The organism is Streptomyces sp. NRRL F-525 (assembly GCF_000716605.1).
Lineage (GTDB): Bacteria > Actinomycetota > Actinomycetes > Streptomycetales > Streptomycetaceae > Streptomyces.
In genome coordinates this window covers 126,597-145,655 of record NZ_JNXE01000014.1, presented here as the reverse complement: position 1 = coordinate 145,655, position 19,059 = coordinate 126,597, and the positions used below count along the sequence as shown (strand labels likewise).

Annotated in this window: 17 protein-coding genes; 1 reads left to right on the top strand and 16 read right to left on the bottom strand. The window is 69.9% G+C overall.

The window, feature by feature from the left end:
- Positions 1-165: 165 nt before the first annotated feature.
- From nusB to OO69_RS21070, 13 genes are all read right to left on the bottom strand, one after another.
- The gene (gene nusB, locus OO69_RS21130; protein ID WP_019066395.1) at positions 166-600 is read right to left on the bottom strand and encodes a transcription antitermination factor NusB; all 435 of its coding nucleotides are present in this window, start codon (positions 598-600) and stop codon (positions 166-168) included.
- 2 nt (positions 601-602) lie between these two features.
- Positions 603-1,169 carry an elongation factor P gene (gene efp / locus OO69_RS21125; RefSeq protein WP_019059745.1) on the bottom strand — a complete coding sequence of 189 codons (567 nt, stop codon included), beginning with the start codon at positions 1,167-1,169 and terminating at the stop codon, positions 603-605.
- Between the two features lie 61 nt (positions 1,170-1,230).
- Positions 1,231-2,337, bottom strand: a complete 1,107-nt coding sequence (locus OO69_RS21120) for an aminopeptidase P family protein (protein WP_033282285.1) — start codon at positions 2,335-2,337, stop codon at positions 1,231-1,233.
- Between the two features lie 142 nt (positions 2,338-2,479).
- Positions 2,480-3,319: a Pro-rich N-terminal domain-containing protein gene (locus OO69_RS21115; protein WP_033282284.1), complete on the bottom strand. Its 840-nt coding sequence runs from the start codon at positions 3,317-3,319 to the stop codon at positions 2,480-2,482.
- A gap of 164 nt (positions 3,320-3,483) precedes the next feature.
- Positions 3,484-4,575: a 3-dehydroquinate synthase gene (gene aroB, locus OO69_RS21110; protein ID WP_033282283.1), complete on the bottom strand. Its 1,092-nt coding sequence runs from the start codon at positions 4,573-4,575 to the stop codon at positions 3,484-3,486.
- Entirely contained in the window at positions 4,572-5,090 is a 519-nt protein-coding gene (locus tag OO69_RS21105) for a shikimate kinase (protein ID WP_033282282.1), read from the bottom strand. The genes aroB and OO69_RS21105 overlap by 4 nt, the downstream gene beginning before the upstream one ends.
- Complete coding sequence (gene aroC, locus OO69_RS21100) at positions 5,087-6,271, bottom strand: chorismate synthase (protein ID WP_033282281.1); 1,185 nt, start codon at positions 6,269-6,271, stop codon at positions 5,087-5,089. The genes OO69_RS21105 and aroC overlap by 4 nt, the downstream gene beginning before the upstream one ends.
- Positions 6,272-6,894: 623 nt before the next feature.
- A complete protein-coding gene (locus OO69_RS21095) occupies positions 6,895-7,734 on the bottom strand; it encodes a shikimate dehydrogenase (protein ID WP_033282280.1) in 840 nt (279 codons plus the stop codon).
- On the bottom strand, positions 7,715-9,454 hold the full coding sequence (mltG, locus tag OO69_RS21090) for an endolytic transglycosylase MltG (RefSeq protein WP_078652510.1): 1,740 nt from the start codon (positions 9,452-9,454) through the stop codon (positions 7,715-7,717). The genes OO69_RS21095 and mltG overlap by 20 nt, the downstream gene beginning before the upstream one ends.
- Positions 9,455-9,576: 122 nt before the next feature.
- Complete coding sequence (gene ruvX, locus OO69_RS21085) at positions 9,577-10,041, bottom strand: Holliday junction resolvase RuvX (RefSeq protein WP_033282278.1); 465 nt, start codon at positions 10,039-10,041, stop codon at positions 9,577-9,579.
- A gap of 15 nt (positions 10,042-10,056) precedes the next feature.
- Entirely contained in the window at positions 10,057-12,729 is a 2,673-nt protein-coding gene (gene alaS, locus OO69_RS21080; protein ID WP_033282277.1) for an alanine--tRNA ligase, read from the bottom strand.
- Positions 12,729-13,088, bottom strand: a complete 360-nt coding sequence (locus OO69_RS21075) for a hypothetical protein (protein ID WP_033282276.1) — start codon at positions 13,086-13,088, stop codon at positions 12,729-12,731. The genes alaS and OO69_RS21075 overlap by 1 nt, the downstream gene beginning before the upstream one ends.
- 7 nt (positions 13,089-13,095) lie before the next feature.
- On the bottom strand, positions 13,096-13,542 hold the full coding sequence (locus OO69_RS21070) for a DUF948 domain-containing protein (RefSeq protein ID WP_063744453.1): 447 nt from the start codon (positions 13,540-13,542) through the stop codon (positions 13,096-13,098).
- Positions 13,543-13,748: 206 nt separating this feature from the next.
- Between OO69_RS21070 and OO69_RS21065 the strand changes: the two genes are divergently transcribed.
- Positions 13,749-15,917 carry an ATP-binding protein gene (locus OO69_RS21065; protein WP_199810995.1) on the top strand — a complete coding sequence of 723 codons (2,169 nt, stop codon included), beginning with the start codon at positions 13,749-13,751 and terminating at the stop codon, positions 15,915-15,917.
- 31 nt (positions 15,918-15,948) lie between these two features.
- Here OO69_RS21065 and rpsD read toward each other — a convergent pair whose 3' ends face one another.
- From rpsD to OO69_RS21050, 3 genes are all read right to left on the bottom strand, one after another.
- Positions 15,949-16,563 (bottom strand): 30S ribosomal protein S4, encoded by a 615-nt coding sequence (gene rpsD / locus OO69_RS21060; protein WP_019066381.1) that lies wholly within the window; start codon positions 16,561-16,563, stop codon positions 15,949-15,951.
- Positions 16,564-16,865: 302 nt separating this feature from the next.
- Positions 16,866-18,221 carry a replication-associated recombination protein A gene (locus OO69_RS21055; protein ID WP_033282275.1) on the bottom strand — a complete coding sequence of 452 codons (1,356 nt, stop codon included), beginning with the start codon at positions 18,219-18,221 and terminating at the stop codon, positions 16,866-16,868.
- 47 nt (positions 18,222-18,268) lie between these two features.
- Positions 18,269-18,925: a vitamin K epoxide reductase family protein gene (locus tag OO69_RS21050; protein ID WP_033282274.1), complete on the bottom strand. Its 657-nt coding sequence runs from the start codon at positions 18,923-18,925 to the stop codon at positions 18,269-18,271.
- Between the last annotated feature and the right edge of the window lie 134 nt (positions 18,926-19,059).

Here is a 19,059-nt window from a genome sequence, read left to right as displayed (position 1 = left end):
TCCGGCCACCCCGGCGGCTTTCTGCGGGCCTCAGGGGCCTCACGCGTACGGGAACGCCCTCATGCCTACGAAACCGCCTGCGAAACCGCCTGCGGGAACGCCGGAGGGCCCGCAGCGGTCGTGCTGCGGGCCCTCCGGCGTTTCGCTCGCGTACTCGCGTCCTGCCTACGCCTCGTCCCGGCGCAGCGAGGGCTTCAGGTCCTTGAACCGGCCCAGCAGGCCGTTCACGAACGAGGGCGACTCGTCCGTCGAGAACTCCTTCGCCAGCTGCACCATCTCGTCGAGGACGACGGCGTCCGGCGTCTCGTCGGCCCAGATGAGCTCGTAGGCGCCGAGGCGCAGGATGTTGCGGTCCACCACGGGCATGCGGTCGAGCGTCCAGCCGACCGAGTACTGCGCGATCAGCTCGTCGATGCGGCGCGCGTGCTGCGCGTACCCCTCGACCAGCTCCATCGTGTACTCGCTGACCGGCGGCTGCCGGGTGTCGTCCCGGGAGAGCCGGATCCAGTCCGCGAGGACGGTCTGGACGCCGACACCGCGCTGGTCGCCCTCGAAGAGGATCTGGAAGGCGCGCTTGCGGGCCGTATTGCGGGCAGCCACGGTTAGCTGTTCACCCGGCCGAGGTAGTCGCTGGAGCGGGTGTCGACCTTGATCTTCTCACCGGTGGTGATGAAGAGCGGGACCTGGATCTGGTAACCGGTCTCCAGGGTGGCGGGCTTGGTGCCACCGGTGGAGCGGTCGCCCTGGACGCCGGGCTCGGTCTCCTGGATAACGAGCTCGACGGCGGCCGGCAGCTCGACGAAGAGCACCTCGCCCTCGTGCTGCGCCACCGTGGCGGTGAAGCCCTCGATCAGGAAGTTGGCGGCGTCGCCGACGGCCTTGCGGTCGACCATGAGCTGGTCGTAGGTCTCCATGTCCATGAAGACGAAGTACTCGCCGTCCATGTACGAGAACTGCATGTCGCGCTTGTCGACAGTGGCCGTCTCGACCTTGACGCCGGCGTTGAACGTCTTGTCGACGACCTTGCCGGAGAGCACGTTCTTGAGCTTGGTGCGCACGAAGGCAGGGCCCTTGCCGGGCTTGACGTGCTGGAACTCGACGACGGACCAGAGCTGGCCCCCGTCGAGCTTGAGCACCAGGCCGTTCTTGAGGTCGTTCGTGGAAGCCACGGTTGCGGAATCTCCTGGACTGACGTGGACGACCACGGGACACGCGCACAGCTCGGAAAAGCTAGAGCGCGAGCAGCTCCTTGGTCGTGATGGTGAGTAGCTCGGGTCCGCCGTCCGCCTCAGGGCGTACGACGAGCGTGTCATCGATCCGGACACCGCCCCGGCCCGGGAGGTGAACCCCCGGTTCGACGGTGACCGGCACGCAAGCGTCCAGTTTACCCATGGCCGCGGGGGCCAGCTGCGGCTCCTCGTCGATTTCGAGCCCGACACCGTGGCCGGTGAGGGCTGCGAGGCCCTCCGAGTACCCCGCGGAGTCCAGCACCTGGCGTGCCGCGCGGTCCACATCCCGGTAGGCGGCGCCGGGGCTCAGGGACTCCCGCGCAGCGCGCTGGGCGGCGAAGACGAGGTCGTACAGCTCGATCTGCCAGTCCGCGGGAGACGTCCCGATGACGAACGTACGGCCGATCTCACAGCGGTATCCGCGATAGGTGGCACCGAGGCAGACGGAAAGGAAATCTCCTTCCTCGACCCTGCGATCGGTCGGCCGGTGGCCGCGTCTGCCGGAGTGCGGGCCGGTGGCGACGGAGGTCGCGAAGGCCGGGCCGTCCGCGCCGTGGTCGACGAGCCGCCGCTCCAGTTCGAGGGCGAGATGGCGTTCGGTGCGGCCGACGAGGATCGACTCCAGCAGCTCTCCGAGGGCCTGGTCGGCGATCTCGGCTGCGATTCTCAGACAGGAGATCTCCTCCTCGTCCTTGACGACCCGGAGCTGCTCGACCGCGCCGCCGATGTCGGTGAGGCGGAGCGTGGGGGCGACCGAGCGGAGGGCTCTGTGGCGGGCCACGGTGAGGTGGTGCTCTTCTACGGCCATGGATTCGGCGCCGTGCGCTGCCGCGAGGTCTGCCGCCGCTACGGCGGGGTCGCCGCCGGGGCCCTTGAGTTCGTGGATGCGGAGGGCCTCGTCGGGGCGGCCTTCGGTGGGGCGTTCGTCCAGCGGGTCCGCGCAGACCAGCATGTCCTCGCGCTTGCCCAGCAGCAGGACGGTGCCCTGGGGAACCGGGCCCGACAGGTAGCGCACGTTGGCTGGGTTGGTGACCAGCGCGGATTGGCTGCCGCCGGCTTGGGCCCGGTCCCTGAGCCTTGCTCGGCGGGCTGCGTAGACCTCTGACATGAGATGAGCGTAGGAGCGGTGGCTGGATTGTGCTGGTTGGGAGGGTGCCGTTCGGGGGACGCGGCATGAGTTTCGGGTGCGGCCGCGTGGGGGCTGGTCGCGCAGTTCCCCGCGCCCCTCAGGTGGGACAGGTCCCCTGTGATTACCAGCTCGGGGGGCTTGCTATCGAGCGGGCCAGGACGTCGTTCAGGACCTGGGCGGTCTGCTGGACGTCCATCTGGGAGTTGTCGATGATCGGGAGGCCCGAGCCGTACCAGCCGGCCATGCGGCCGTGGATGCGGGCGACCTCCTCGTCGGTGAGGCGGCGGTTGCCGGAGCGTTCGGCGTTGCGTTCCAGGACGATTTCCAGGCCCGGCAACAGGACCACCGGGAGGAGGCCGGGGCCCACGTGTCGTTTCCAGCCGCCGAGGCCTACAACCGGGCGGTCGGGGAAGACCGCGTCGTCGAGGATGCAGGAGATGCCGTTGGCGAGGAAGTTCCGGGCGGCGAAGCCGCAGGTGCGGCGGGCCAGGCGGTACTGGGCCTCGGAGTGGTCGTTCCAGCCGGACTGGGGGTCGGCGAAGCCGGAGCGGACCCATTCGCGGACGTCGTCGAGGCTGATGTGGGCGGTGGGGACCCGGCGGTGGTCCGCCCAGTACTTCGCCACGCTCGTCTTGCCCGCGCCGGCGGGGCCGATGAGCAGCACCGCGAGGGTCGTGGAGGTCGGGTCGGCCGTGGCCTGCGCCGGTGGCGCGCTGGGCATGGGGACGGGGCCGCCCGGCGGGAGCTGGACGTGGCCGGTGGTGTCCGGTGCGCGGCGCGGGACCGCGTGCGGCAGCGGCGGGGTGGGCGCGAAGCCCGGGGCCGGTGGCGGGGGCGGCACGGGTGCCGGGCCCGGATGGGGCGGTGGGCCCGAGTGCTGTCCGGCCGGGGACCAACCGGTGGTCGGTCCCTGCCCCGGCTGGTGGGGCGGCGGCAGCGGAGACCCCACTGCGTGCTGCATCCGGTGCCACTCCATCTCGTACGGCGATTGGCGCTGGCAGCGGGCCCGAACCCCCGCTCCCTACCGAACGGTACCTTCCCCGGCCGCCATTTGGTGAACGGCCGGGGAGGGGCCGAAGTGCCCATCCGCGCAAGGCAATTCGGGCGGAAGGTGCTTGGCGGTACTTACTCGCCCACTTCGCCGTACGCGGCGAGCAGGACGGCCGGGTCGGGGCCTTCGAGCACCGTCGGCTTGGCGAGGCCGTCCAGGACGATGAAGCGGAGCATGTCGCCGCGCGACTTCTTGTCGACCTTCATGGTCTCCAGCAGCTTGGGCCACTGGTCGTAGCGGTAGCTGAGCGGCAGACCGACCGATTCGAGGACCGTGCGGTGCCGGTCGGCCGTCGCGTCGTCCAACCGGCCCGCGAGACGGCCGAGTTCGGCCGCGAAGTGCATGCCTACGGCCACTGCGGCGCCGTGCCGCCACTTGTAGCGCTCGTTCTTCTCGATGGCGTGCGCGAGGGTGTGGCCGTAGTTGAGGATCTCGCGGAGGCCCGACTCCTTGAGGTCGGCGGAGACGACCTCGGCCTTGACCTTGATGGAGCGTTCGATCAGCTCGGCCGTGTGCGGGCCTGCCGGGGTACGGGCCGACTCCGGGTCGGACTCGATGAGTTCGAGGATCACCGGGTCGGCGATGAAACCGGCCTTGATGATCTCGGCGAGCCCGGAGACGTAGTCGTTGACCGGGAGGGAGTCCAGCGCGGCGAGGTCGCAGAGGACGCCGGCCGGCGGGTGGAAGGAGCCGACCAGGTTCTTGCCCTCGGCGGTGTTGATGCCGGTCTTGCCGCCGACGGCCGCGTCGACCATGGCGAGCACGGTCGTCGGTACGGCGATCCAGCGGACCCCGCGCAGCCAGGTCGCGGCGACGAACCCGGCCAGGTCGGTGGTCGAACCGCCGCCGACACCGACGATGACATCGGAGCGGGTGAAGCCGGACTGGCCCAGCGCCTTCCAGCAGTAGGCGGCGACCTCGGCGGTCTTGGCCTCCTCCGCGTTCGGCACCTGGATGGCGACGGCCTCGAAGCCCTGCCCGGCCAGGTCGGCGCGCAGCGCCTCACCCGTCTCGTCGAGCGCCTCGGGGTGGATGATCGCGACCCGCTTGGCCCGGTCGCCGACCAACGCGCCCAGTTCGCCCAGGAGTTGACGGCCCACCAGGACCTCGTACGGGTCGCTGCCCGCCGTGCCGCCGACCTGGATCCGCGTCACTGACTCGCTCATGCTTCCTTCAACTCCAGTGCGTCCAGGACGGCTTGGGTGACGTCCTCGGGGGTGCGGCCGTCGGTGGGTACGACGGCCTGCGCGACCTCGGCGTACAAGTGCCGCCTGGCTTCCATCAGTTCGCGCCACTGCTTGCGCGGGTTGATCGCGAGCAGCGGGCGGGCCGCGTTGAGGCCGGTGCGCTTGACCGCTTCGTCCACGTCCATGGAGAGGTAGACGACCCGGTGCCCGGCGAGCAGCGCGCGCGTGTCCTCGTCGAGGATCGAGCCGCCGCCGAGCGCGAGGACGCCATCGTGCCCGGCGAGTGCCTGGTGCACGGCGCGCTTCTCGATCGCGCGGAAGACCGGCTCGCCCTCGTCGACGAAGATCTCGGCGATGCTGCGGCCCTCGGTGGCCACGATGTCGTCGTCGGTGTCCCGGTAGCCGACACCGAGCCGCTCGGCGAGCTGCTGCCCGACGGTGGACTTGCCGACACCCATGGGACCGACCAGCACGACGAGCGGGGTCGCGGTCACCGGATGGCCAGGTTCTCGAGGTACGAGCGGACGTTGCGGCGGGTCTCGGGCACCGAGTCGCCACCGAACTTCTCCGCGACGGCGTCCGCGAGAACGAGGGCGACCATGGCCTCGGCGACGATCCCGGCGGCCGGCACCGCCGACACGTCGGAGCGCTGGTGATGGGCCTGCGTGGCCTCACCGGTGACGACGTCGACGGTCTGCAGGGCGCGCGGCACGGTCGCGATGGGCTTCATCGCGGCACGGACGCGCAGCAACTCACCGGTGCTCAGCCCGCCCTCGGTACCACCGGAGCGCCCGGAGACCCGACGAATACCCTCATCGGTGTTGACGATCTCGTCGTGCGCCTGCGAACCGGGCACCCGGGCCAGCTCGAACCCGTCACCGATCTCGACGCCCTTGATCGCCTGGATACCCATGAGGGCACCGGCGAGACGGGCGTCCAGCTTGCGGTCCCAGTGCACGTGCGAGCCGAGGCCGACGGGAACGCCGTAGGCAAGGATCTCGACGACACCGCCGAGCGTGTCGCCGTCCTTGTGGGCCTGGTCGATCTCCGCGACCATCGCCTTCGACGCGTCGGCGTCCAGGCAGCGCACGGGATCGGCGTCCAGCTTCTCGACATCGGCGGGCGTGGGCAGGACACCCTGCGGCGCCTTGGCGGAAGCCAGCTCGACGACGTGCGAGACGATCTCGATCCCGGCCGTCTCCTTGATGTACGACCGCGCGACCGCACCCAGCGCGACACGGGCCGCGGTCTCCCGCGCGGAGGCCCGCTCCAGGATCGGCCGGGCCTCGTCGAAGCCGTACTTCTGCATACCGGCGAGATCGGCGTGGCCGGGCCGCGGCCGGGTCAGCGGGGCGTTGCGGGCGAGCCCGGCCAGGATCTCCGGGTCGACCGGGTCGGCCGCCATGACCTGCTCCCACTTGGGCCACTCGGTGTTGCCCACCATGATGGCGACCGGCGAACCGAGGGTCAGGCCGTGCCGGACACCGCCGAGGAAGGTGACCTCGTCGCGCTCGAACTTCATGCGCGCACCGCGTCCATAACCGAGCCGGCGCCGGGCCAGGTGGTCCGCCACCATGTCCGTGGTGATCGGCACACCGGCGGGAAGACCCTCCAGCGTCGCCACGAGTGCGGGACCGTGGGACTCCCCCGCGGTCAGCCAGCGCAACCTGCTCAACGGTGCTCCTCATGCTCGCGCCCTGGTACTGCTGCGTACGCGCGTCCTCGCATACGCCGGCGGCGCGACCGGGTGCGCGACCCTGGCCCGCCGCCTCCGATCCTCCCACGTCCGGGGCACGGACCTGGTCGACGGTCCAGGGGGCGGACGGGGTGGGGTGGGGGTGCCAGCTTGTTGAGAGCCCTGTCGGGGCGGGGTCAGAGGTCGGGCTGCGGCTCTTTGACGGCCTTGCCCGGACGGGGTCGGGAGCCGGCTAACGGCCGCTTGCGGGCCTACCCGGGTCCGGGGCGGCGGTCCGCCTGCGTCTGCTGGGCAGCCCTACCGGGTCGCGGTCCAGAAGCAGCTGACACCCGCATGCATGCCCTACCGCGACCAGATCGACGGCCCGCCTACGCCTGCACGGCACCCTTACCGAGTGACAGCTGACACTCACTTGCCTGCCCTACTGGGCCCAGGTCGGCGATCCGTCGGCGGTCTCTCCACAGCCTTGCCAGGCCAAGGCCAAGAGCCGCCCAACGCGCTCCTCGCCCACCCCGCGAGAGCGCCCAGCCAATGCCCCCAACCCGCCCTACCGCCGTAACCTCCGGGGCCGACAACCAGCCGCACCCCTCACCCCGCCCAGCTCACCGCCCCGCCAACGCCCTCTCCCCCGCCCGCCGCATCACGTCCACCGGCGCGGGCCGGCACCCCGTCATCTGTTCCACCTGGAGTACCGCCTGGTGCACCAGCAGATCGAGCCCGCTCACGACCGCGCCCCCGTAGCCGGACCAACGAGCCGCAAGGTCCGTGGGCCAGGGGTCGTACAGGACGTCGAAGAGGGTGGCGGGGCGTTCCGGGACCGCCGAGGAGAGGGCGTCGGTCGTGCCGGCCGGTGTTGTGGCGAAGACCAGGGGTGCGCGCAGGCCCTTCGCCGCGTCGGACCAGTCGGCCGTGCGTACCTCTACGTCCAGCCGCTTCCCCCACTGCCGCATCTCCGCCGCGCGAGCCTCGCTGCGGACGTACGCGACGACCTCGCCGGTGCAGATGCGGGCGAGGGCGGCGAGGGCGGAGGAGGCGGTGGCGCCGGCGCCGAGGATCGCGGCGGAGTCGACCTGTTCGATGCCGTGTTCGCGCAAGGCGGCGACCATGCCGGGGATGTCGGTGTTGTCGCCGACGCGGCGGCCGTCCTCCGTGAAGACCACGGTGTTGACCGCGTCCACGGACGACGCCGTCTCGCTGATCTCGTCGAGCAGCGGTATCACCGCCCGCTTGAGCGGCATCGTCAGCGACAGGCCCGCCCACTCCGGGCCGAGGTCCTTGAAGAACCCCGGGAGGGCCTCCTCGTCCACGTCGAAGCGGTCGTACGACCAGTCGTCCAGCCCCAACTCCCCGTACGCCGCGCGATGCAGCACCGGGGAGAGGGAGTGGGCGATGGGGGAACCGAGCACGGCGGCACGGCGGGCGTCAGTTGCCCGAGGTGGCATTGAACTTTTCCTTGAGTGCCTGGAATTCGGCGTACGTCTTGGCGAATTCGGTCTTGTTCTCACCGTCGGTCGCCACGAAGTAGATCCAGCCGTCATGGGTCGGATTCAGTGCCGCTGCCAGAGCCTCGTCACCGGGGTTGTCGATGGGACCGGGCGGGAGGCCCTTTTGGGTGTAGGTGTTGTACGGGTCCTTGTTGCTGTTGATCTCGGACTCGCTGATGTGGATGTTGCTCTGGCCCTTCAGGTAATTGAAGGTCGAGTCGAATTGCAGGTAACGGTTGGTCTCGGTGTTCGTGGTCTTGAGACGGTTGTAGACCACTTCGGCCATCTTGCGGAAGTCGTCGTGCGTCTTGCCCTCGGCCTGGACGAGGCTCGCGACCGTGATGACCTGCAGCGGGTCGTCCAGATTGAGCGCCTTGGCCTTCGCCTCAAGGTCGATCGCGCCGTATTTGTCGCTCGCCTGAGCGACCATCTGCTTGAGGACCGTTTCGGGTTTCATACCCTTTGCGGCGCCGTACGTGCCCGGGTAGAGGAAGCCCTCCAGCGGGTCCTTGATGTCCTTGTTGCTGTTCGCCCAGCTGGGCAGTCCGAGCGACTTGTAGTCCTTCTTGGCGATGGCTTTGGTGGTGCCGTCGGAAACCTGGAGTTTCTTGTCGATCGCCGCGTAGATCTTGGAGTTCCGCCAGCCCGTGGGGACGATCAGATTGTCCTGGCTCTTGGGGTCGAGCATCAGCTTGACCGCACTCGCGGCGGACATTTCCTTCTTGAGGAGAAAGACGCCGGCCTGGATCTTCTTCCCGTCGGGATTCTGCGACTGAGCGGCCACGAAGGCATCGACGCTCTTCACGACGCCCTGTTTCTTCAGCTCCTGCCCGATGGTGTAGCCACCCGCCCCCTTGGGGATGGTGACGCTCACCGAACCGGTGCCGTCGCCCGCGTAGTCCGGCGCCGAGCCGAAACGGTTCTGGTAGAACTGCCAGCCGAAGTAGCCGACCGTGGCCAGGCCGCCGCCGAACACCATGACGACGACAAGGCAGGCGCAGCCGTTGCGGCGTTTCCTCTCCTTGCCGCCTTTGTCCTTGCCTTTGCCGCCCTTGCCCCGGCGCCGCCCGTCCGGCTCGTCGTCGGCCTCGTCCTCGTCGTCACCGCCACCCGCGAAGAACGCGTGTTCGCCCTGATCGGGTCCCGGGTCCCAGTCGGTCTGCTCCGGTTCCGGCTCGGTGCGTCGCTTGCCGGGCGGCTCGGGCGGTGGGAACGCGTCGGGCGTGCCGTAGAAATCGGGCTGTTGTTCGCCATAGGCGGCGGCCTGCTGTGCGTACGGGTCGCCGGGGTCCGCGGCGTACGGAACCTGCGCGGGCGCGCCGGTGCCGTCCCAGCCGCCCTGCTGATATTGCTGCTGCTGAGCGGCGTACTGCTGATGGCTCTGATCGGCGTACTGCTGCTGGTCGGCCCACTGCTGCTGGTCGGGGTAGTGCGCGTTGCCCTGTTCGTCGTAGACCGGGTACTGCTGCTGCGCCTGACCGTAGTCGGCCTGCTGGCCATGGCCCCAGTCGCCGTACTGCTGCGGCTGCTGCGGCTGTTCCGGATAGTGCTGCGGCTGGCCGCCGTAGGAGGACTGCTGCCCCATCTGGGCCTGCTGTCCTTCCCATCCGACGTCCCCGAACAACGGGTCCTCCGGATGCCACGGTTCGGAGCCTGGGCCCCGGCCATACTCAGTCATCGATCCCCTAGAGCCGCGAGGCGGCGGTCGCGGCGCTTGCGGCTCCGGCTCCCGTCCCGCCTCTTGCTGTGCCATGGCTGTTCGAACACCATCGCATCGCGCGGAACGTTACCGTATCGCGATCAGATGACCACTTCGACGCCCTCGCCGGGTGGTTTACCTGACACCCGTTCGGATTCCAGCGCCTGCTGGAGGATGATGACCGCGGCCGCCTGGTCGATGACCGACCGGCCCTTCTTGGACTTCACCCCTGAGGCGCGCAGTCCCTGACTGGCCGTCACCGTGGTCATCCGTTCGTCCAACAGTCTGACCGGTACCGGGGCGATGCCCTTCGCGAGTTCCTGGGCGAAGGCCCGGACCTTCACCGCGGCCGGTCCCTCGCCCCCCTTGAGGGAGCGCGGGAGGCCGACGACGACTTCGATCGGTTCGTACTCCTCGGCGAGTTGCTTCAGCCGGCGGTGTGCCGCCGGGATGTCGCGGCCGGGGACGGTCTCGACGGGAGTGGCGAGGATCCCGTCGGGGTCGCACGAGGCGACCCCGATCCGGGCGTCCCCGACGTCGATCGCGAGTCGACGTCCTCTTCGCATGTTCTCGGCCGTTTCTTACTTGGCCGTGTCGGCGACGATGCGCTCGACAGCGTCCACGACCTCACCGACGGCGGCCGGGTTCTGGCCACCGCCCTGGGCCACGTCCGGCTTGCCGCCACCGCCGCCGCCGAGGGTCTTGGCCGCGGCGCGCACCAGGTCACCGGCCTTGAGACCGCGCTCGCGGGCGGCTTCGTTGGTGGCGATGACGGTGAGCGGCTTGCCGTTGTTGACCGTGAAGAGGGCCACTACGGCGGCCCGTCCGCCCTGGATGCGGCCGCGCACGTCGAGGACCAGCTTGCGCAGGTCGTCGGCGCTCGTGCCGTCCGGGACCTGGCCGGTGACGACGGCGATGCCGTGCACGTCCTTGGCGGACTCGACGAGACCGGCCGCGGCCTGCAGCACCTTCTCGGCGCGGAACTTCTCGATCTCCTTCTCGGCGTCCTTCAGCTTGCCGAGCATCGCGGAGACCTTCTCCGGCAGCTCCTCCGGGCGCCCCTTGATCAGCTCCTGGAGCTGGGCGACGACCGTGTGCTCACGGGCGAGGAAGTTGTAGGCGTCGACACCGACGAGCGCTTCGATACGGCGCACTCCGGAGCCGATCGACGACTCGCCGAGCAGTTTGACCAGGCCCAGCTGCGAGGTGTTGTGGACGTGGGTGCCGCCGCACAGCTCCTTGGAGAAGTCGCCGATGGTGACGACGCGGACCCGCTCGCCGTACTTCTCGCCGAACTCGGCGATGGCGCCCTGCTTCTTGGCCTCGTCGAGGCTGAGGATCTCGGCGTGCACGTCCAGGTCCCGGGCGAGCACCTCGTTGATCTTCTGCTCGACGTCGGTCATCACGGCCGTGGGAACCGCGGACGGCGATCCGAAGTCGAAGCGGAAACGGCCCGGCTGGTTCTCGGAACCGGCCTGCGCGGCCGTCGGACCGAGGGCGTCACGCAGCGCCTGGTGGGTGAGGTGGGTGGCCGAGTGGGCGCGGGCGATGGCGGTACGGCGGCGGATGTCGATCGCGGCCTCGGCCTTGGCGCCGACGGTGACCTCGCCGTACTGGACGACGCCCTTGTGGACGTAGACCCCGGGCACCGGCTTCTGGCAGTCGCGGATCTCGATCATGGCACCGGACTCGACCTTGATCCGGCCGGTGTCGCCGATCTGGCCGCCGCCCTCGGCGTAGAAGGGGGTGCGGTCGAGGACGATCTCGACCTCGTCGCCCTCGGTCGCGGCCGGGGAGGAGACGCCGTCGACGAGGATGCCGACGATGGTGGACTCGCCCTGGGTGTCCGAGTACCCGATGAAGTCGGTCTCGCCGGCCTTGTCGGCGATCTCGCGGTAGGCGCCCACGCCCGCGTGGCCGGTCTTCTTGGCCTGCGCGTCGGCCTTGGCCTGGTCGCGCTGCTGCTTCATCAGGCGCCGGAAGCCGTCCTCGTCCACGGAAAGGCCCTGTTCGGCGGCCATTTCGAGGGTGAGGTCGATCGGGAAGCCCCAGGTGTCGTGGAGCAGGAACGCCTTGTCGCCGGCGAGGACCTTGCCGCCCGACTGCTTGGTGTCGGCGATGGCGGTGTCGAGGATGTTGGTGCCGGCCTTCAGCGTCTTGACGAAGGCGGCCTCCTCGGCGAGGGCCACGGTCTCGATGCGCTGGCGGTCGGTGACGAGCTCGGGGTACTGCTGGCCCATCATCGCGATGACGGTGTCGATGAGGTCCTTGACGACCAGGCCGGTGGCGCCGAGCAGGCGCATGTTGCGGATGGCGCGGCGCATGATGCGGCGCAGGACGTAACCGCGGCCCTCGTTGCCGGGGGTCACGCCGTCGCCGATGAGCATCACGGACGTGCGCATGTGGTCGGTGACCACGCGCAGGGAGACGTCGGACTCGTGCGAGTCGCCGTACTCGACACCGGTCAGCTCGGTGGCCTTCTTGATGACGGCCATGGAGGTGTCGATCTCGTACATGTTCTGCACGCCCTGCAGGATCATCGCGAGGCGCTCGAGGCCGAGGCCCGTGTCGATGTTCTTGCTGGGCAGCTCGCCGAGGATCTCGAAGTCCTCCTTGCCGATGCCCTCGCCCCGCTCGTACTGCATGAAGACGAGGTTCCAGATCTCCACGTACCGCTCGTCGTTGACGGCCGGGCCGCCCTCGACGCCGAACTCGGGGCCGCGGTCGTAGTTGATCTCGGAGCACGGGCCGCACGGACCCGGGACGCCCATCGACCAGTAGTTGTCCTTCTTGCCGAGGCGCTGGATGCGCTCGGCCGGGACGCCGATCTTCTCGCGCCAGATGGTCTCGGCCTCGTCGTCGTCGAGGTAGACCGTGATCCACAGGCGCTCGGGGTCGAGGCCGTAACCACCCTTGTCCTGGGGCGAGGTGAGCAGCTCCCAGGCGTAGGTGATGGCGCCTTCCTTGAAGTAGTCGCCGAAGGAGAAGTTGCCGCACATCTGGAAGAACGTGCCGTGGCGCGTGGTCTTGCCGACCTCTTCGATGTCCGGCGTGCGCACGCACTTCTGCACACTGGTGGCGCGCGGCCACGGCGGCTTGACCTCGCCGAGGAAGTACGGCTTGAAGGGGACCATGCCGGCGGGGACCAGGAGCAGAGTCGGGTCGTCCGCGATGAGCGACGCCGAGGGAACGACGGTGTGGCCGCGCTCCTCGTAGAAGCTCAGCCAGCGGCGGCGGATTTCAGCCGACTCCATCAGTGGTCCTCATTCCGGTTGTACGAGTACGTCGTCCTGTCGTTTCTTTCGACGGACATGGGGGTGTTGCGGTTCTCGATGGCGATGTGCGCCCGGGGCGCCGGGAGTTCGGGGTCCACGGGAGCGTTGATCCCGAGCGCGTCGCCGAGTTCGGCCTCGCGCTGGGCCATGCCCGCGCGGACGTCGAGCGCGAAGTGCACCGCGCTGTCCTTGAGCTTGTGGCCCGCTGCGAGCGCCTTGTTGGCCGCGGAGACGGCGAGGTGCTCGGGGGTCAGCTGCTTCAGCTTGCGATTGACCTTGGTGGTCGCCCAGACACCGGCGGCTACGCCCGTGCCGAACCAGAACGTACGGCGGAACATGGCTCGGTCAGTCCTTCTTCCGGGTGCGCTTGCCCCGCCGTCCGGCCGGGACGGTACGGCCCACGATCACCGTACGACGGGACGCCCCGGACGGCGCGGGCACGTCCTCGCGGCGGCCGCCCAGGGCCCGGCGGACGCCGTAGCCGAAGGCCGCGACCTTGACGAGCGGGCCGCCGAAGGTGGAGGCGACGGTGGTGGACAGTGCGGAGGCGTTCGACGTGACTTCCTGGACGTCGGTGGCGATCGCGTCGACCCGGTCGATCTGGGTCTGCGCGGAGCGCACCGCCGCGGAGGCGTCCGCCAGCAGCGGCACGGCCTGGTCGGTCACGTCCGCGACCAGCTTGGTGGTCGCCTTGAGCGTCTGGGCCAGCCTCACCAGTGCGACGGCGAGGAACGAGACCAGGATCGCCCAGAAGACGGCCACCAGGATCCCGGCCACCTCTCCACCGGACACCTGACACCCGCTCTCATAAACGCTTGTTGATGACTCGTCCCGAGCCTATCGCGCCGGAGGCGGCGCCCCGTGAACACCTGTGGATAACCGCTGCCGAGCCTATCGCGCCGGGGGCTGCGCTCCGTACCGCATTACCGCCCCGCGCACACCGGAGTTGCGCGAAGCGATTGTACGGACTGAATACGGTTCAGTACGCTCCGTGTTCCATGCGAGCTTCCCCTGGCGGCGACGCCACCGCGGACGGCAATCTGCCCCTCGAACCCGACCGGTTCGTGGGCCGCTCGGCCGAACTCACCGAGCTGGCGCGGGCGCTCGACGCCTCGCGTCTGGTCACGGTGACCGGGCCCGGCGGGGTCGGCAAGTCCCGGCTCGCGGCCCACGCGGCGGCCCGGTCCGCTCCCCCGGACGGCGTGTGGCGGGTGGAACTGGCACCGGTGCGCGACCCGGAACTCGTGGACTTCGCGGTCGTGGAGGCGCTGGGGCTGACGGATCACACCGCGCGGCTGCCGCGCGAGGCGTTGCTCGCCCACCTGACCGACCGTCAACTCCTTTTGGTGCTGGACGGGTTCGAGCATCTGGTGGAGGTGTGTGCCGAGCTGGTGGCGGAGTTGCTCGGGCGGGTGCCGGGGCTGCGGGTGCTCGCGGTGGGGCGGCGGCCGTTGGAACTGGCGGGTGAACGGGTCGTCGCGGTGGCGCCGTTGGGCGAGGACGAGGCGGTGGAGCTGTTCGCCGACCGGGCCGCGCAGCAGGGGGTCGTCCTCGAAGACGGTCCGGACGTACGGGAGTTGTGCCGTCGGCTCGACGGGATTCCCCTGGCCGTCGAGCTGGCGGCGGGACGGCTGCGGGCGTTGGCACCCGGGGAGTTGCTGGCGCGGTTCGACGACCGGTTCCGGCTGCTGGCGGGCGGGCGTAGGGACGCTCTGCCCCGGCACCAGACGCTGCGCACGGCGATCGGCTGGAGCCATGAACTGTGCACGCCCGAGGAGCGGTTGCTGTGGGCGCGCCTGTCGGTGTTCGCCGGGCGCTTCGACCTGGAAGCCGCCGAGTACGTGTGCGGTGGCGACGGACTGCACTCCGACGGCGTTCTCGACGTGCTGTCCGAACTCCTCGCGCAGTCCGTGGTCGTCCGCGAGGAGACACCGACGGGCGTCCGCTACCGCATGCTCGACACGATCCGGGCCTACGGCGCCGACTGGCTGGAGGCGACCGGGGACGCGGCCCGGCTGCGGCGCAGACACCGCGACTGGTATCTGGGCCTGGCCACGTGGTGCGAGCTGGACTGGTTCTCACCGCGCCAGGGCGAGGTCGCCGCGCGGGTCGAGGCGGAGCTGCCGAATCTGCGCGGCGCCCTGGAGTACTGCCTGACCGAGCCGGACGAGACACACCTGGGCCAGTACCTCGCGGGCTCGCTCTGGTTCTACTGGGCGGGCTGCGGGCGTCTCGCGGAGGGCCGGCACTGGCTGGAGCAGGCCGTGCAGCTGGACGCGGAGGACACGGCCAACGACCAGTCGCGGCTGAAGGCCCTCTGGGTGCTCGGCTACGTGGCGATCCTCCAGGGCGACACCGTGCCCGCGCTGGCCGCCCTCCAGGAGTGCCGCGAGGAGGCGGACGAGGCCGCGAACCCCACGGCGGTCGCGTACGCCGAACACCGCACCGGCTGCCTGGCGTTGGTCACCGACGACATGGCCCGCGCGGAGACCCTGCTGCGCTCGGCGCTCGACCGCTACCAGCAGATCGGCGAGCTCAACAGCAACGTGCTGATGGGCCAGGTCGAGCTGGCGATGACCCGGGCGTTCCAGGGCGATCTCGCGGACGCGGTGAAGCTGTGCGAGGACGTCCGGCGCGTGTGCGAGGACCACGGTGAGCGCTGGACCCGGGCGTACGCGCTGTACGTCCTGGCCTACGTCGCCTGGAGCGACGGCGAACTCCCGCTCGCCCGCGACCTGTTGGCGGACTGCCTGGGCAGCGCGCACGGGTTCCGCGATCTGCTCGGCTCGGTGCTCGCGGTCGAACTGCTGGCCCTCGTCACCGTGGCGGAGGGCGACGCCGCCGAGGCCGCGCTGCTGCAGGGCGCGGCGGGCGGGATGTGGCCGTCGGTGGGGCTGCCGCTGTTCGGCTCGGCGTACTACAACGCGCCGCACGAGCTGTGCGAGGCGATGGCCCGCGAGCGCCTCGGCGACGAGCGGTACGAGGAGTGCGTACGGGACGGAGCACTGCTGGGCCGGGAGGCGGCCGTGGCGCGGGCGCTGGGGCCGTCGCGGGCGTTGGACGCGGTGCCGGTGCCGCGCGGCCCGGTGCGGCCCGCCACCGTGAGCGTGGACATGCGAAAGCCCGCCGCCTCGCCCACCCGGAAGGGCGGGGAGACGGCGGGCTGACGCGAAGGGTGGTGCTACGTCCGTGAGGTGATCAGCGGGCGTAGTACTCGACGACGAGCTGCTCGTCGCAGATCACCGGGATCTCCTTGCGGTTCGGCTCGCGGTCCAGGCGGAACGCCAGGGCGCCGAGGTTCACCTGGAGGTAGCGCGGGGTCTCGCCGTCGGGGGCGAAGCCACCGGCGCGGGAGACCTCGAACAGCGTCTTGCTGCGGCTGCGCTCGCGGACCATGACGACGTCGTCGGGCTTGACGCGGAAGGACGGCTTGTCGACCTTCTGGCCGTTGACCTCGATGTGGCCGTGGACGACCATCTGGCGGGCCTGGTAGATCGTGCGGGCGATGCCCGAACGAAGGACCAGCGCGTCGAGACGACGCTCCAGCTCGATGATCAGGGCCTCACCGGTCTTGCCCTGGACCTTGGAGGCACGCTCGTAGGCGCGGACGAGCTGGCGCTCGGACACGTCGTACTGCGCGCGCAGACGCTGCTTCTCCAGCAGACGGACCTTGTAGTCCGAGTTCTGCTTGCGGCCACGACCGTGCTCACCCGGCGGGTAGGGACGGGCCTCGAAGTACTTGACGGCCTTCGGGGTCAGCGCGATGCCGAGGGCACGCGACTTCTTGACCTTGGGGCGGGACTGATTCGCCACGATGTCTCTTTCTGTCTGTCGGCTTGTCAGGGTCGTGAGGGAGGTCGCATCCGCAGCCGGGGAAACCCGCCGGGACCCTTACGGGACCTGGTGGGCAGCCGCTCCCCTGATCTGGGCACTACGTGCAGCACGCGAGTGGCCCACCGACCGGTCCCGCCGTGCGGCGGATGGTGGTGGGCTGCCCGCGACACCATTCGAACGGTGCGCGACGCTCCTGGAGCCGGTCCGAGAACCGGGGCTCCGGCTGACCGTCCCGTTCTGACAGCACGGGACACAGCACTTCGGGGGATTCTACAGGGTGCTCAGGACCGCTTACGACCAAGGTGTTTTCTGGTCCACTCCACGGCGTCCGCGTACCGCGCCTCGGCCCCGTGCCGGGTCGGCTCGTAGTACTCGCGGTCCTTCAGCTCCTCCGGGGCGTACTGCTGCTCGGCGATCCCCTCGGGCAGGTCGTGCGGATAGACGTACCCCTGGGCATGCCCGAGCTTGGCCGCGCCCTTGTAGTGCCCGTCCCGCAGATGCATGGGCACCGGACCCGCGTGCCCCTTGCGTACGTCCTCCATGGCGGCGCCGATCGCGTTGGTCGCCGCGTTCGACTTGGGCGCGAGGGCGAGCGCGATGGTGGCGTGGCTGAGGGTGAGCGCGGCCTCCGGGAAGCCGATCATCGCTACGGCCTGGGCGGCGGCGACCGCGATCGGCAGCGCGTTCGGATCGGCCAGGCCGATGTCCTCGCTGGCGGAGATCATCAGGCGGCGGGCGATGAAGCGGGGGTCCTCGCCGGCCTCGATCATGCGGGCCAGGTAGTGCAGGGCCGCGTCGACGTCGGAGCCCCGGATGGACTTGATGAGGGCGCTGGCCACGTCGTAGTGCTGGTCGCCGTCGCGGTCGTACTTCACCGCCGCGCGGTCGACCGTCTCCTCCAGGGTCTGGAGGGTGATGTCCGGCTCGCCCTTGTCGAGGGCGGCCCCGGCGGCGGCCTCCAGGGCGGTGAGCGCGCGGCGGGCGTCGCCGCCGGCGATGCGCAGCAGGTGGTTCTCGCTGTCCTCGGGAAGGGTGACCGCGTCCTTCAGGCCGCGTTCGTCGCTCGAGGCCCGGCGGAGCAGGGCGCGCAGGTCCTCGTCCGTGAGGGGTTCGAGGGTGAGGAGGAGCGAGCGGGACAGCAGCGGGGAGATCACCGAGAAGTACGGGTTCTCCGTGGTCGCCGCGATCAGGGTGATCCAGCGGTTCTCGACGGCCGGGAGGAGGGAGTCCTGCTGGGCCTTGCTGAAGCGGTGGATCTCGTCGAGGAAGAGGACGGTCTCCTTGCCGAAGCCCCCGGTGGCCCGCCGGGCGCCGTCGATGACCGCGCGGACCTCCTTGACCCCGGCGGTGATCGCGGACAGCTCCACGAACCGCTTGTTGGTCGCCTTGGAGACGACGTACGCGAGGGTCGTCTTGCCGGTGCCGGGCGGCCCCCAGAGGATCACCGAGGAGGGGCCGGCCGGGCCACCCGCCCCTTCACCGACGAGTCGGCGCAGGGGCGAGCCCGGCTTCAGCAGATGCTGCTGGCCCACGACCTCGTCGAGGGTGCGCGGGCGCATCCGCACCGCCAGGGGACTGCTGGACGGGTCCTTCTCCTGGCGTTCTTCCGCGGCGGCGGTGAATAGGTCGGGCTCCACGTCCAAAACCCTATGTCACCGCACTGACAATCCGGTCTGGCCGGGGGTCAGGCCCAGAGCTGGGTGCCCCAGCGGGTCAGGATCAGCATGGCGATGATGCCGACGTGGGTGACCGGGAGGACCCAGGTGAACTCGCCCAGGAAGTTCTTCACCGGGCGCGGGGCCTTCAGGAAGTCGTTGCGGATGTTGAACGACGTGACGTACCAGAACATCGTGATCGTGGCGACCCAGGCCAGCGAGCACCACAGGCACAGCGCGTTGATCCGGTACAGCGACTGGAACTGCAGCCAGGTGCAGAAGGCCACCCCGAAGAGCGTGCCGAAGTTGAAGGTCAGCCAGTACCAGCGCGGGAACTGGACCCGGGTCAGCAGGCTGACGCCGACGCAGATGACGATGCCGTAGGCGACCAGGCCGAGCATCGGGTTCGGGAAGCCGAAGGCCGCGGCCTGCTTGCTCTCCATGACGCTGCCGCAGGACACGATCGGGTTGATGCTGCAGCTCGGGGTGAACGTCTTCCCGGCTACCTTGCCCTCAAGGATCTTGAACTTGTCGATCGTGATGACCCAGGCGGCGAGCAGTCCGGCCGCTCCGGTGATCACCAGCAGCAGGGCGAAGGCCCGGCTGCCGCCCACCGTGCGCGGCTCTGCGGCCGTGTGCTCCGGCTCGGAGTCGGTGGAGACGTCCTTCACTGTCGTCTTGCTCATCACGCCGATCCGTCACTTGAGAGTTGGACCTTCTTCGGGCACGGCCATTGTGCCGCACGCGCACCTCTGTCCACCGTTCGATGGACATAAGGAAGTACGCACGGTCGTCCCTGAGCGCTCGATTCCGGACGATG